The sequence below is a fragment of the Pseudomonas sp. GW821-FHT05H12 genome (assembly GCF_059419385.1).
This window is the reverse complement of record NZ_JBWKRS010000009.1, coordinates 74,241-87,596: the sequence shown is the minus strand read 5'-3', so window position 1 is coordinate 87,596 and position 13,356 is coordinate 74,241. Positions and strand designations below refer to the sequence as shown.

Below are 13,356 nucleotides of genomic sequence, written 5' to 3'. Positions count from 1 at the left end.
GACTCAAGCCACTTTTTTCAGCGCGATCACACGACCGCGCAACACATCCAGCAAAACGCTTTCGCGCTGCCTGGCCAACGCCATGGCTTTGGCGCGAACGTGCCCATAACCGCGGATCTGCTCGGGTAGCGAAACCAGCTCCAGCAGCGTGTCGTAATGCGCGCCACCGTCCTCCAGCAGCGGCAATACCTCAGCAATCACCGCCTCATAACGTTGGATCAGCGCGCGCTCCTGACGGCGCTCGACCGAGTAGCCGAACACATCCAGCGCGGTACCGCGCAGCCCACGCAGCTTGGCGAGCAGGCGGAACACCGGCACGATCCAGGGGCCAAATTCGCTTTTTTTCGGCAGCCCTGTGTGCGGGTCGCGTTTGGCAAACAGCGGTGGGGCCAGGTTGAACACCAGTTTGTAATCGCCTTCGAACTGCTGGGAGATGCGGTCAAGAAAACCACTTTCTACATGCAGGCGCGCGACTTCGTATTCGTCCTTGATCGCCAGCAATTTGAAGTAGTACTTGGCCACGCCCTGGGTCAGTTCGCTACGTCCGTTGCCGAGCCGTTGTTCTGCGTTACGCACCTGTTCGACCAAAGCACTGTAGCGTTGCGCATAGGCGCTGCTCTGGTACGCGGTAAGGAACTGATGACGGACAGCGATCACCTCATCCAGGGTCTTCACGGGCTCCGGTGAAATACGCATACCCTGGCCAGCAGCCTTGGCCGCCAGCAATTGCTCGACAGCTTGCGGGTTGACCGCTGCCTGACGCCCCCAACGGAAGGCTTCGGTGTTCATCTTTTTGGCCGCACCATTGAGTTCGATGGCCGATTCGATCGAGGTCGCAGAGAGCGGAATCAGCCCGCGCTGGTAAGCAAACCCGAGCATGAACATGTTGGCGGCGATGCTGTCGCCCAACAACGCCGTTGCGATGCGCCCGGAATCTACAAACTCAGCACGCTCCTGACCCACCGCCTCGACGATATTGCGGCGCAGCGCTTGGGTGGGGTATTGCATGTCGGCATTGCGGGTAAAGGCACCCGGCATGGTTTCCTGGGTGTTGGCCAGGACGTAGGTGCTGCCATGGCGCGTTGCCGCTAGGGTCTTGGTGTTGCCCGCCACAATGAGGTCGCAGCCCAGCACCAGGTCGGCGCCACCGGCGGCGATACGGATGGTCTTGATCGACTGCGGGTCGGGGCCGAAGCGCAGATGGCTCCACACCGATCCCCCCTTCTGGGCCAGGCCCGCCATATCGAGCAAGCCACAGCCGCGCCCTTCAAGGTGCGCAGCCATGCCCAAAATGGCGCCAATGGTGACGACCCCAGTGCCGCCCATGCCCGCGACTAAAATGCTGTAGACCCGATCATCGATACTCGGCCGCATCGGTTCCGGCAGCAACGGTACCGCCTGCCCTTGCACGGCCGCCTCCGGCTTGCGCAGGCTGCCGCCGACAACGGTGACAAAGCTTGGGCAGAAGCCGTTGACGCAGGAATAATCTTTGTTGCAGGACGACTGATCAATTGCACGCTTGCGACCAAACTCGGTTTCCACCGGCTGCACTGACACGCAGTTGGACTTCACGCCGCAGTCACCACAGCCTTCACACACCAGGTCGTTGATCACGATGCGTTTGGCCGGGTCGGGGAAAGTACCGCGCTTGCGGCGCCGACGCTTTTCCGCTGCGCAGGTCTGGTCGTAGATCAGCACCGACGTGCCTTGCACCTCGCGGATCTCGCGCTGGACGTTGTCGAGTTCGTCACGGTGATGGAAGGTCACGCCGGCGGGCCAGGCGGTCTCCAGCGGGTATTTGTGGGGCTCATCGCTGACCACCACGATGCGCTTGACCCCTTCGGCACTGACTTGATGAGCGATGGCCGGCACGGTCAATGCGCCATCGTGTTTCTGCCCGCCGGTCATGGCCACGGCGTCGTTGAACAGAATCTTGAAGGTGATGTTGGTGCCGGCGGAAACGGCGGCGCGTATGCCCAGATACCCGGAGTGAAAATAGGTGCCATCTCCGATGTTCTGGAACATGTGCTTGCGCTTGGAAAACGGCGCTTCGCCAACCCACACCATGCCTTCGCCGCCCATGTGAGTGTAGCCCAGGGTGGAGCGGTCCATGGACTGCGCCATCCAATGGCAGCCAATGCCGGCGTAGCCTTTGCTGCCTTCCGGCAGCACCGTAGACGAGCTGTGCGGGCAGCCGCTGCAGAAGTAGTAACTGCGCGCCAGCAGCTCGGTGTCGCCCTTGACCATTTGGTAGGCACGCAGCTCTTCAATGCGCAGACGCAGGCTGGGGCTGCTACCCAATTCGAGCAGGCGTTCACCCAGGGCGATAGCGATCTGGTTGGAATCGAGGGCCATTTCCGACTGGAACAACGTCTGGCCCGCCTCATCCTGTTTGCCGATAATGACCGGGGCGCCGGCACGGCCGTAGAACTGCTCTTTGAGCTGGAATTCGAGCAGGCTGCGCTTCTCTTCCACCACCAGGATTTTGTTCAGGCCCTCGGCAAATCGTAGCGCGCCTTCGGGTTCCAGAGGCCAGACCATCCCGACCTTGTAAATGCGCAAGCCCATCACAGCGGCGGCCTGTTCGCTGAGGTTCAGATCGTCAAGTGCTTGCAGTACATCCAAATAGCTCTTGCCGTGGGTAATCACGCCAAGCGTAGCGCCAGGGGCGCCAATGACTATGCGGTCCAGCGCGTTGTCACGGGCAAAGGCGCGCGCCGCATTCAGCTTGTAGCGGTGCAGCCGCGCTTCCTGGGCGTGGGGGGTGTCGGGTTGGCGGATATTGAGGCCGTCCGGCGGCAGGGCAAAGTCCTGGGGGATTTGGATTTTCACGCGGTTGATGTCGACGTCGATGGTCGCTGTGGCTTCGACGGTGTCCTTGACGCATTTGATGCCGACCCAGCACCCGCTGTAACGCGACAACGCCCAACCGATCAGACCGAAGTCGAGGATTTCCTGGACGCCGGATGGGCTGAGTACCGGAATCATGGCGTCGACCATGGCAAATTCGCTTTGGTGGCAGGTACTGGACGATTCGCAGGTATGGTCATCGCCCATCAGCACCAGCACCCCGCCCAACTGCGCCGTGCCCGCGAGGTTCGCATGCCGGAACGCATCACCCGTGCGGTCAACGCCGGGGCCCTTGCCGTACCACATACCGAACACGCCGTCGTACTTGCCCTCACCGCTCAGGTGAGCCTGTTGCGCCCCCCAGATGGTGGTGGCTGCCAGATCTTCGTTGATGCCCGGGACAAACAGAGTGTGGTGCTGCTCAAGGTACTTTTTCGCCTTGCCCAACTGATCATCCAGACCGCCCAACGGCGAGCCCCGATAGCCGGAGATGTAGCCGGCCGTGTGATGGCCCTCTTGCTGATCACGCTGACGCTGGGTCATCGACAAACGAACCAGGGCTTGGGTGCCGGTGATGAAAATACGCCCTTGGGTAAGCGTGTATTTATCGTCAAGCTGGACGGTCTTCAGGGTCATCATTCAACTCCACCCCTTGGTGGGGTATTTATTGTTTTTAGTGAAGAGCAGGCGCGAGTTGACCTCGCGCGGCTGCAAGGGGCGGCCGCGCGTATTTCGTCTGTCTTAGGGTTAAGCGCTATGAGGGTCAGTCAGCCCGGCGTGCGCCACATCGTGTAGAGCACCAGCGTGGAGAACACCCCGATCGCCAGCCCTGCCGCGAGTGAAATCTTGAGCCCCATGACGCCACCGAAGAAGCCTCCTGTCAGGAGCGCCAGCAGCAGGTAAACGCTGTCGCTGCGTTTGCGGTGAGGGCGAATGATCAAACTCAGAAAGGGGGTCATAACCTTGCTCCGTAGCAATGACAGCCTGGATCAGCCGTCATGTGGAGCTGACTTTATCGGCTGGCGCCGCAATTGGATTGTACGTTTGTAGGTCCACACCTGGGCGTCGATACGCGCCTGGTGTACTGCCGGTCCAGCCGCGAAAAGCACGGTGAAACACCGCCGTGGAATCAAACCCCAAGCCCAGGGCAATCTGCGTGATGGACAGGTCTGTGTGGATCAACTGCTGCACGGCTATGTCTCGGCGTAGTGCGTCCTTGACCATCTGGTAACTGGTGCCCTCCTCCTTGAGCCGGCGCGTCAACGTACGGGTGGACAGCAGCAGCGCGGTTGCCGCGCCCTGGATAGTGTCAGCCTGCTTGAGATGGACCAGCAGGTATTGACGCACCTGTTGCGCCACCAGGCGCTCCTTGAGCGTGGTGAACAGCCAGTAGCGCGGGGCTTCGCGCAGGAACGGCAGCAACTCGGCCTTGCTGCGACGAAACTGCAGTGCACCCCACACGGCGTCGAACGATAACGCCGTGCACGGCTGCTCGAAACGGATGGGGCCAGGGAACATATGCATGTATTCCGACGCATATACCGGCGTCGCGAAAGAAAACGCCACGCTGTGCAGCGGGATCTCCTGGCCGGCCAACCACGACGCTACGCCGTGCACAAGTTTCATCATCAGTTCGTGACCCCAGCGCTGGGCGTTGGCGCCAGGGTCACGTGCCTCCAGCGAGATAACAAGTTGGCCGTCGTGCTCGCTGTAGCCAAAAAGATAGTCGTCCAACAACAGGTTCCAGAACCGTGTGAAGCGGTACATCGCGTTGCCCAGCGAACGAGCATCAAGCAGGCTCGAACACAAATACTTGAGCGTGCCGCTGCGCATGCGCCTGGAAAACTGCCCCATCACTTCATCATCGGTGCCCAACGCAACCTGCTGGTACAAACGCACAAACTGGTCGTAGGTGACCCGCGCGCCCGGCGCCTCCAGCAAGTGCCCGGCTATGCCTGCGGCGCCGACGAAAGCCCGGATATCGGCCTCGCTGCAGATGTTCAGAGCCCCTTGCAGCAGGCCTTGAACGAAGGTCATGGGTAAGGTGTTATCCACGGGATGCTCCACCTGCTGCACTCCTCTGCTGACGGCTGACATGGCGCGATATGCAAACTATTCGGCGGATCGGGTTATTTCAAGGCACCGGGCACGCTGGCTAAGCTAGGCCAAAGTCCATATCCAACGCAACCTAACTCGAATGACCACCTTGAAAGGGTCGCCATTGCCTGGCCGTTAATGCAAATCTACGGAGTCTGAACCATGCCGTTTGAAACCCTGCTGCTGGAAGTCCATGAGCGTGTGGGCCTGATCACACTGAACCGCCCTAAATCACTCAATGCCATCAACACCCAAGTGATCACCGAGCTGAATCTGGCCCTGGATCAGTTGGAAAAAGACCCGGCGATCGGCTGCATGGTCATCACCGGCTCCACCAAGGCATTTGCCGCCGGTGCCGATATCAAGGAAATGGCCGAGTTCACCTACCCCCAGGTGTTTCTCGATGATTTCTTCTCGGCCGCCGACCGCATTGCCAGTCGCCGCAAGCCACTGATTGCCGCAGTGGCCGGCTATGCCCTGGGCGGTGGCTGCGAACTCGCCTTGATGTGTGACTTCATCTACGCGGCCGACAATGTGCGCTTCGGCTTGCCGGAGATCACCCTGGGGGTGTTGCCGGGCGTGGGTGGTACACAGCGCCTGACCCGTGCGATTGGCAAAGCCAAGGCCATGGAAATGTGCCTGTCGGGGCGCCATATGGGCGCAGAAGAAGCCGAACGCGCCGGCGTCGTCGCGCGCGTTTTTCCGACTGAAACGCTGCTGGAGGAAACCCTCAAGGTCGCCAGCGCCATCGCCGAAAAATCCCTGCCATCCACCATGTTGGTCAAGGAAAGTATCAACCGCGCCTTCGAGTCAAGCCTCAGTGAAGGCGTGCGTTTCGAGCGCCGTATGTTCCATTCGTTGTTTGCCACTGCAGATCAGAAGGAAGGCATGGCCGCCTTCGTCGAAAAACGTGCGCCGCAGTTCAAACACTTCTGATAGGCCGAGGACTCAGCATGAGCAGCACAGAAATTGAACCCTCGATTCTGGCAACCGTACGTAATCGCATAGGCCACCTGACCCTAAACCGCCCGCAGAGCCTCAATGCGCTGACACTCACCATGGTGCGCCTGCTCCAGCAACACCTGCACGCCTGGGAGCAGGACTCGGACGTGGTGGCAGTGGTCTTGCGCGCGGCTGGCGAGAAGGCCTTCTGCGCCGGCGGCGATATCCGCATGTTGTACGAAAGCCAACAAGTAGCTGATGGCGTGCACCAGGTGTTCTTCGCCGAGGAATACGCGCTGGATGAATACATTCATACCTATCCAAAGCCAGTGCTGGCGCTGATCGACGGCCTGGTACTAGGGGGAGGCATGGGACTGGTCCAAGGCGCGAGCCTGCGCGTGATCACCGAGCGCACCCGAATGGGCATGCCTGAAGTTGCGATCGGTTTTTTCCCCGATGTCGGCGGCAGTTATTTCTTGTCGCGCCTGCCGGGCGTTTTGGGCGACTACCTCGGCGTAACGGGTGTTCAGGTGCGCGCTGCCGACGCCCTGTATGCCGGGCTCGCAGACTGGTGCATCAGCAGCACGCAGATCGCGGAGCTGGATCACTGCCTGAACAACATGAGTTGGCCCCAGCAACCCGGACAAGCGTTGCGGTCGCTGATCGCCACACTGGGTGTCAATAAATTCCCTGGGTCGGAGCTTAAGGCAATGCAGCCCGCCATTGATCAGCACTTCTCGCACCCAGACGTGCAGTCGATTCACGCAGCACTCCAGGCAGAAACGACGCCGGAGTTTCAGGACTGGGCCGAAGAAACGGTCGATGTCCTAAATAGCCGGTCGCCTATGGCGATGGCCATCACCCTTGAGCTGCTGCGCCGTGGCCGCGAACTGTCTCTAAGCGATTGTTTTGCCCAGGAGCTGCAACTCAACCTTCGGTGGTTCGCGGCGGGAGACCTGATGGAAGGCGTTCGCGCACTGCTCATCGATAAGGACAAAACCCCTGTCTGGCGTCCGGCGACCCTGGCCCAGCTTGAGCCTGCACAGGTGCAGGATTTTTTCTGCGACTTCGCCCCCGGCGCTGCTCGCCGCTACCCAGGAGCACTGGCATGCACGATCTCGAACTGAGCGACGAACAACGCATGATCCGCGACATGGCCCGCGATTTCGCTCGTGGCGAGATTGCCCCCCAGGCCGAAGCCATGGAGAAAGCCGGCTGGATCACAGATGACCTGGTAGCTCAAATGGGCGAATTGGGTCTGCTCGGGATGGTCGTGCCCGAGGAATGGGGCGGCACCTACATCGACTACGTGGCCTATGCCCTGGCCGTGGAAGAAATATCCGCAGGCGATGGTGCAGTGGGGGCACTGATGAGCATCCACAACTCGGTGGGCTGCGGCCCGGTCCTGAACTACGGCAGCCAGGTCCAAAAGGATCATTGGCTGGTGGATCTGGCCAGCGGCAAAACCATCGGCTGCTTTTGCCTGACCGAACCCCAGGCCGGCTCAGAGGCGCATAACCTGCGGACCCGCGCAGAACTGCATGAGGGGCACTGGGTGCTCAATGGCGCGAAGCAGTTTGTCAGTAACGGCAAGCGGGCCAAGCTGGCGATTGTGTTTGCGGTCACGGACCCTGCGCTGGGCAAGAAAGGCCTGTCGGCGTTTCTGGTACCCACTGACACCCCAGGTTTCAGCGTTGAGCGCAGTGAGAAAAAGATGGGCATTCGCGCCTCCGATACCTGCGCCGTCACCCTGAACGATTGCCGTATACCCGAAGCCAACCTGCTCGGCGCACGGGGCAAGGGCTTGTCGATTGCCCTGTCCAACCTGGAAGGCGGGCGCATCGGCATCGCCGCCCAAGCGCTGGGCATCGCCCGCGCGGCGTTTGAGGCGGCACTGGTGTATGCCCGCGACCGCGTGCAGTTCGGCAAGCCGATCAACGAGCACCAGAGCATTGCCAACTTGCTGGCCGACATGCACACACAACTCAATGCCGCACGCTTGTTGATCCTGCACGCTGCACGCCTGAAAAGCGCGGGCCTTCCCTGCCTGTCCGAGGCCTCCCAGGCCAAGCTGTTTGCCTCGGAGATGGCAGAGCGCGTGTGCTCCAAAGCCCTCCAGATTCATGGCGGTTATGGCTACTTAGAGGATTACCCGGTGGAGCGCTATTACCGCGATGCCCGTATTACTCAGATCTACGAAGGTTCCAGCGAAATCCAGCGGTTGCTGATTGCCCGCGAGCTGGCGAACTACTCGATCTGACTACCCCTCGAACCTTTACTTCTCAAAACGGGAGCCTTCCATGGCCCACAAAGATGTGTTCTTCGTTGGCACGGCGCGTACCGCCATCGGCAGTTTTGGCGCCAGCCTGAAAGATGTGCCACTGGTTGACCTGGCCACCGTCGCCGTCAAAGGCGCCTTGATCCATGCCGGGATCGGTGGCGAGCCTATCGGCCACGTTGTCATGGGCAATGTGGTGCCCACCGAGCCCCGGGATGCCTACCTCTCCAGAGTCGCGGCGATGGGTGCCGGGATACCCCAGGAAACCCCGGCCTTTAACGTCAATCGCCTGTGTGGCTCCGGGCTGCAAGCCATCCTGAGTGCAACGCAGGGCATTCTGCTGGGGGATTATTCAGTGGCCGTAGCCGGTGGCGCGGAGTCCATGAGCCGTGGCCCCTACTTGCTGCCCGGCCTGCGCTGGGGCAGCCGCCTGGGTGATAGCCAGGCCGTGGATTACATGAATGGCATCCTGCATGACCCGTGGAAGCGCACGCACATGGGCGTGACCGCCGAAAATATTGCCGAGCGCTATGGCATTACCCGTGACATGCAGGACTGTCTGGCCCTGCAGAGCCAGGAACGCGCTGCTCGCGCGGTAAGCGAAGGCCGATTCAAGGAGCAGATCGTCCCGGTTGAGGTGCAAGTCAAACGCCAGACGGTGCTGTTCGATACCGATGAAAACGTGCGCGCCAATCTCGACCTCGCACAACTGGGCCGAATGCATGCGGCGTTTCAGAAAGGCGGAACGGTCACCGCCGGCAATGCCTCAAGCCTCAACGACGGCGCGGCTGCTGTGGTGCTGGCAGACGCCACTGCGATCCAACAGCACAACCTGCAGCCCCTCGCGCGCCTAGTCGCGTATGCCCATGCCGGTGTCGATCCGGATTACATGGGTATAGGCCCGGTTCCGGCCACCCGCCTGGCCCTCAAGCGCGCCGGCTTGAGCATCCAGGACATTGATGTGATTGAGTCGAATGAGGCCTTTGCGGCCCAGGCCTGTGCCGTGGCGCAGCAACTGGAGTTTGACCCGGACAAGGTCAATATCAATGGTTCGGGCATCTCCCTCGGGCACCCGGTGGGCGCGACCGGTGCAGTGATTGCAATCAAGGCGATCCATGAGCTGCAACGCAGTGGCGGGCGCTATGCCCTGGTCACCATGTGCATTGGCGGTGGCCAAGGGATTGCCGCCATTCTTGAGCGGATGTAACCCACCGGTCGGCTTTTGCCCCGCAAAAACCGCCAGGCCAGGTTAAACCCACAAACGTCCAAGCCAAACGGCGATGCCTCTGTTTATGCTCTGCCAGAGAACAGCGGTATTGCCTCGGTGCGCCACTATGCAAAACGACCAACCGCAACAAGACTGGGTGAGACACGCAGCGCCAACCTCCAAAGTGGAGCGTTTTGAAGCCTACTTCGGTTCGCACGCGTTTGATCCGCACCGACACGATACCTACGCCATCGGGCGCACGCTATCCGGCGTACATCGCTTTCACTATCGGGGTGAATCCAAGCTGTGCCTGCCCGGCGAAACCATGATCATTCACCCGGATGAATCACACGATGGTTGCGCCGGCTCCGACGCGGGTTTCCACTATCGCGGCGTGTATGTGTCGCCTTCGCAGGTTCAAGACATCATCAAGGGCAGCGCCCTGCCCTTTTTCGGCGCCTGTATCACGCAGAATAAGCAATTGGCGGTGGCCGCCGACGCACTGCTCAACACACTGGATGCCGACCTGGACTCCATGGCCGAGGATGACGCGCTCTACACGTTTGTCATCACCCTCGCCAGCGTCGCCAACAGCGGCCTTGTCAGCGCTTCCCATCACTTTGCGGCTGCTGCCATCGCACGCGAATACATCGACGACAACCTCGACCAGGCGATCACCCTCGATGACCTCGCTCACTGCGCCGGGCGCGACCGTTGGAGCCTGTCGAGTGACTTTCGCGAGTTTTTCGGAACCAGCCCCCATCGCTACCTGACGCTGCGTCGCCTCGACCGGGTCAAGGCGCTGGTCCAGGCCGGGCAAGGGTTGTCGGATGCGTCGATCGAAGCCGGCTTCTTCGACCAGAGTCATATGACCCGACACTTCAAGAAGGCCTTCGGCCTTTCCCCCACGCGCTGGTGCAGCCCGCGAAAAACCTGAGGGGCAGGCGCCGCGATGAACTGGCGGATTATGCAAGTTAATCGGCGCATCGGGTTATTTAAATGCCAGTGAGGCACTGGATAAGCTAACGCCACCTACACCGGACATGACGTCCTCATCACACCTGCAAGGCTGATTCCGGCACGCACTCCACGCGTTATGGAAACGCGGCGGGGCGTAGTGCAGCACCCGCGGTGCGCAAGCACGGCAACCCCATAACAAAAAACTCCAGCCAATAACAATCAAGGTATCAAGGAGCTCAACATGTCATTGCACCCTGCCTATCAGGCGTTGCGCAGCAGCCCGCGTTATCGCGAACTGGTCCGGCGTCGCACTCGCCTGACCTTCACCCTCAGTGCCATTGTATTAGGGCTTTATTCGCTGTTTGTCGCGGCGGTGTCCTGGTTCCCCCATGTCCTGTTGCATGTGCCTGTGGGCGGTGGCATCACGGTGGGGATCTGGTCGGCACTCATCCTGATTGTCGGCTCCTGGCTCTTGACCGGGCTGTATGTGTTTCGCGCCAACCACGTGTTCGACAAGCTGAACCGGGCGCTGCTGTCGGAGGTGCAACCATGAAGGCCTCTAGCCTGTTATTCGCCACGGCGGTGCTGTGCCTGTGCAGCTTTGCGGTCCTGGCACAAACAAGCCAAGCCGTGGCGCGCCAGCCCAACATGACTGCCATTGCGATTTTCCTGGCCTTCGTCGTGACTACTGTCGGCATCACCTACTGGGCAGCGGGCCGAACGCGCTCAGCGGCGGATTTCTATACCGCCGGCGGCGGCATCAGCGGGGTACAAAACGGTTTTGCGATTGCCGGCGACTACATGTCCGCCGCCGTGCTGCTGGGTGTTTCGAGCATGGTGTTTTCAACCGGTTTTGACGGCATGATTTACTCGGTCAGCGCGATTCTTGGCTGGCCCTTGATTATGTTTCTGATGGCCGAGCGTCTGCGCAACCTGGGGCGCTACACCCTGGCCGACATCATCGCCTATCGCCTCGACCCGGTTACCACTCGCTTGTTTTCGGCGTTCAGCTCGTTCGTCATCGTATGCTTCTACCTGATTGTGCAGATGGTCGGCGCCGGGCAATTGATCAACTTGCTGTTCGGCCTCGACTACGAAGTTGCAGTGGTCTGCGTCGGTGTGCTGATGGTGGTGTACGTCACTTTCGGCGGCATGGTGGCGACCACCTGGGTGCAGATCATCAAGGCCGGGCTGTTGCTCAGTGGCGGCATCCTGCTGACCGGGCTGGCATTCCAGCACTTTGGCTTCAGCATGGAGCGCATGATTGACAGCGCCGTCGCGACACACCAGAGCGGACAGCTGATTCTCGGGCCGTTGAAGATCGCCACGGACCCGGTGTCGATGATTTCCCTGTCCCTGGGGCTGGTGTTCGGCATCGCCGGTTTGCCGCATATCATGATGCGTTTTTTCACCGTTCCGGACGCCAAGGCGGCGCGCAAATCGGTGTTGGTGGCCTATGGCTTGATCGGTCTGTTTTTTATCCTGGTGTGCATCCTCGGCACCGCTGCCATCAGCATCGTCGGCACCGACCCCAGCTACTTCGACCAAGGCGTGATCGGCGGGCCACTGGTGGGCGGCGTAAACATGGCAATCATGCATCTGGCGCAAGCCTTGGGCGGTGATTTGATGTTCGGCTTCCTCGCCGCCGTCGCCTTCGCGACGATCCTGGCCGTGGTGTCGGGCCTGGCGCTTGCCGGCGCGTCCGCCATCTCCCATGACCTCTACGCCAACGTGTTGTGCAAGGGCAAACCCGACAGCGGCAAGGAAATGCGTGTCAGCCGTTGGGCCACCGTGATCCTGGGTGTGCTGGCAGTTGCGTTGGGTATTCTGTTCAAGGGGCAGAACGTGGCGTTCCTGGTGGCGCTGGCCTTTGGTATTGCGGCCTCGTCAAACTTTCCCATTCTGCTGCTGGCCATGTACTGGAAAGGCCTGACCAGCCGTGGCGCACTGTGGGGCGGGCTGAGCGGTTTGGTCAGTTCCCTGGCGCTGGTGCTGCTGTCGCCGGGGGTATGGGTCAAGGTACTGCATCACCCCGAGGCCTTGTTCCCGTACGACTACCCCGCCCTGTTCTCGATGCCGTTGGCCTTCGCCGTCGCGTGGGGCGTTTCCTGCCTGGATCGCAGCCCGAGCACAACTACCGAGCGGGATGCCTACGAGCAGCAAAGCGTGCGCGCCGAAACCGGCTGGGGGGCGGAGAAAGCCGCACAACACTGAAAACTCTTTCCGGGAGCGTGGCGCCATCGCGTCACGCTCCTTTTTTTGCGTTATCGGGAGGCCCGACGATGCCTGTTTCTGAACGACGTTCGCATTTCATCCAGTACCGTCCTCAGGTGCTGGAACTGCTGGCCAGCAAAGGTTTCAGTCAGGTCGGCATGCGTGAACTTGCCTCCTCCCTGGGCCTGTCACCGGGTGCGCTTTATCACCATTACCCCAGTAAGCAGGAGCTGTTGTTCGACCTGATTGAAGAGCTGTATGAGGAGTTGCTTGCCGGCGTCGCTAGCGTGAGGCGCGCAGCGGTAAAAAAGCCGGAAAAACTCAACCTGTTGATCCAGGTACACCTGCGCCTGCATGCAGAAATGCCGTGGCACTTGCGCCTCGCGGAGCGCGCCATTAGGTGCTTGACCGAAGAACAACAGCAGCGCTTGTACAGGCTGCGTGAAGACTACGAAGGCGGTCTTCATATGACCTTGGGCGCACCTGCCCAGATCGTTGATCCTCAAGCAGTACCGATTGCCAAAATGATCGCCAACTTGCTGCAGTGCGCGCCCGCCTGGCTGACGGGTTTAGCGCTGGATCAGCACCAACAGCATGAATTCCTACAAGATTTCCTCACCACGGCAATAAACAAGTTGCTAACACATAAACGTACAACTCTCAGTCGTTTAGTTTAGAAAACACATAAGTGATTTTTTGAGTTCTGACATTTGTATCACGCCTTGCCCTGCGCATAATCCTCGCTGACATAAACATGTGACTGCATAACCAACACACTTTTCCGCATTGTCGGAAACGCTGCCAAAAC

Annotated in this window: 11 protein-coding genes; 8 read left to right on the top strand and 3 right to left on the bottom strand. The window is 60.3% G+C overall.

All coding sequences use genetic code 11. The annotated features are described in order from the left end of the window. Positions 1 to 3 precede the first annotated feature (3 nt). From AC07SU_RS10365 to AC07SU_RS10355, 3 genes are all read right to left on the bottom strand, one after another. Positions 4 to 3,486, bottom strand: coding sequence for an indolepyruvate ferredoxin oxidoreductase family protein (locus AC07SU_RS10365; RefSeq protein WP_101270094.1), 3,483 nt, complete (start codon positions 3,484 to 3,486; stop codon positions 4 to 6). Between the two features lie 131 nt (positions 3,487 to 3,617). Further along, a complete protein-coding gene (locus tag AC07SU_RS10360) occupies positions 3,618 to 3,809 on the bottom strand; it encodes a hypothetical protein (RefSeq protein WP_101270092.1) in 192 nt (63 codons plus the stop codon). A 37-nt stretch (positions 3,810 to 3,846) separates the two neighbouring features. Further along, positions 3,847 to 4,905: an AraC family transcriptional regulator gene (locus tag AC07SU_RS10355; RefSeq protein WP_256581926.1), complete on the bottom strand. Its 1,059-nt coding sequence runs from the start codon at positions 4,903 to 4,905 to the stop codon at positions 3,847 to 3,849. A gap of 204 nt (positions 4,906 to 5,109) precedes the next feature. Here AC07SU_RS10355 and AC07SU_RS10350 point away from each other — a divergent pair, with 204 nt between their 5' ends. The 8 genes from AC07SU_RS10350 to AC07SU_RS10315 all read left to right on the top strand — a co-directional run bounded on the left by AC07SU_RS10350 (position 5,110) and on the right by AC07SU_RS10315 (position 13,225). Further along, positions 5,110 to 5,883 (top strand): enoyl-CoA hydratase, encoded by a 774-nt coding sequence (locus tag AC07SU_RS10350; RefSeq protein ID WP_101270088.1) that lies wholly within the window; start codon positions 5,110 to 5,112, stop codon positions 5,881 to 5,883. 17 nt (positions 5,884 to 5,900) lie between these two features. Next, a complete protein-coding gene (locus AC07SU_RS10345; RefSeq protein WP_101270086.1) occupies positions 5,901 to 7,016 on the top strand; it encodes an enoyl-CoA hydratase/isomerase family protein in 1,116 nt (371 codons plus the stop codon). Continuing rightward, positions 6,998 to 8,149: an acyl-CoA dehydrogenase family protein gene (locus AC07SU_RS10340; protein WP_101270083.1), complete on the top strand. Its 1,152-nt coding sequence runs from the start codon at positions 6,998 to 7,000 to the stop codon at positions 8,147 to 8,149. The genes AC07SU_RS10345 and AC07SU_RS10340 overlap by 19 nt, the downstream gene beginning before the upstream one ends. Before the next feature lie 40 nt (positions 8,150 to 8,189). Next, the gene (locus tag AC07SU_RS10335) at positions 8,190 to 9,374 is read left to right on the top strand and encodes an acetyl-CoA C-acyltransferase family protein (protein WP_101270081.1); all 1,185 of its coding nucleotides are present in this window, start codon (positions 8,190 to 8,192) and stop codon (positions 9,372 to 9,374) included. A 127-nt stretch (positions 9,375 to 9,501) separates the two neighbouring features. Continuing rightward, positions 9,502 to 10,311: an AraC family transcriptional regulator gene (locus AC07SU_RS10330; RefSeq protein ID WP_101270078.1), complete on the top strand. Its 810-nt coding sequence runs from the start codon at positions 9,502 to 9,504 to the stop codon at positions 10,309 to 10,311. A gap of 264 nt (positions 10,312 to 10,575) precedes the next feature. Continuing rightward, positions 10,576 to 10,887: a DUF485 domain-containing protein gene (locus AC07SU_RS10325; RefSeq protein ID WP_101270074.1), complete on the top strand. Its 312-nt coding sequence runs from the start codon at positions 10,576 to 10,578 to the stop codon at positions 10,885 to 10,887. Next, positions 10,884 to 12,548, top strand: a complete 1,665-nt coding sequence (actP, locus tag AC07SU_RS10320) for a cation/acetate symporter ActP (protein ID WP_101270072.1) — start codon at positions 10,884 to 10,886, stop codon at positions 12,546 to 12,548. The genes AC07SU_RS10325 and actP overlap by 4 nt, the downstream gene beginning before the upstream one ends. Positions 12,549 to 12,616: 68 nt before the next feature. Next, positions 12,617 to 13,225 (top strand): TetR/AcrR family transcriptional regulator, encoded by a 609-nt coding sequence (locus AC07SU_RS10315; RefSeq protein ID WP_101270070.1) that lies wholly within the window; start codon positions 12,617 to 12,619, stop codon positions 13,223 to 13,225. The last annotated feature ends 131 nt before the right edge of the window (positions 13,226 to 13,356 follow it).

Excerpts from the sequence above, each read along its gene's own strand:
- AC07SU_RS10365 (WP_101270094.1), bottom strand. The coding sequence starts at position 3,486 with ATGACCCTGAAGACCGTCCAGCTTGACGATAAATACACGCTTACCCAA.
- AC07SU_RS10360 (WP_101270092.1), bottom strand. The coding sequence starts at position 3,809 with ATGACCCCCTTTCTGAGTTTGATCATTCGCCCTCACCGCAAACGCAGC.
- AC07SU_RS10350 (WP_101270088.1), top strand. The coding sequence starts at position 5,110 with ATGCCGTTTGAAACCCTGCTGCTGGAAGTCCATGAGCGTGTGGGCCTG.
- AC07SU_RS10345 (WP_101270086.1), top strand. The coding sequence starts at position 5,901 with ATGAGCAGCACAGAAATTGAACCCTCGATTCTGGCAACCGTACGTAAT.
- AC07SU_RS10340 (WP_101270083.1), top strand. The coding sequence starts at position 6,998 with ATGCACGATCTCGAACTGAGCGACGAACAACGCATGATCCGCGACATG.
- AC07SU_RS10335 (WP_101270081.1), top strand. The coding sequence starts at position 8,190 with ATGGCCCACAAAGATGTGTTCTTCGTTGGCACGGCGCGTACCGCCATC.
- AC07SU_RS10330 (WP_101270078.1), top strand. The coding sequence starts at position 9,502 with ATGCAAAACGACCAACCGCAACAAGACTGGGTGAGACACGCAGCGCCA.
- AC07SU_RS10325 (WP_101270074.1), top strand. The coding sequence starts at position 10,576 with ATGTCATTGCACCCTGCCTATCAGGCGTTGCGCAGCAGCCCGCGTTAT.
- actP (WP_101270072.1), top strand. The coding sequence starts at position 10,884 with ATGAAGGCCTCTAGCCTGTTATTCGCCACGGCGGTGCTGTGCCTGTGC.
- AC07SU_RS10315 (WP_101270070.1), top strand. The coding sequence starts at position 12,617 with ATGCCTGTTTCTGAACGACGTTCGCATTTCATCCAGTACCGTCCTCAG.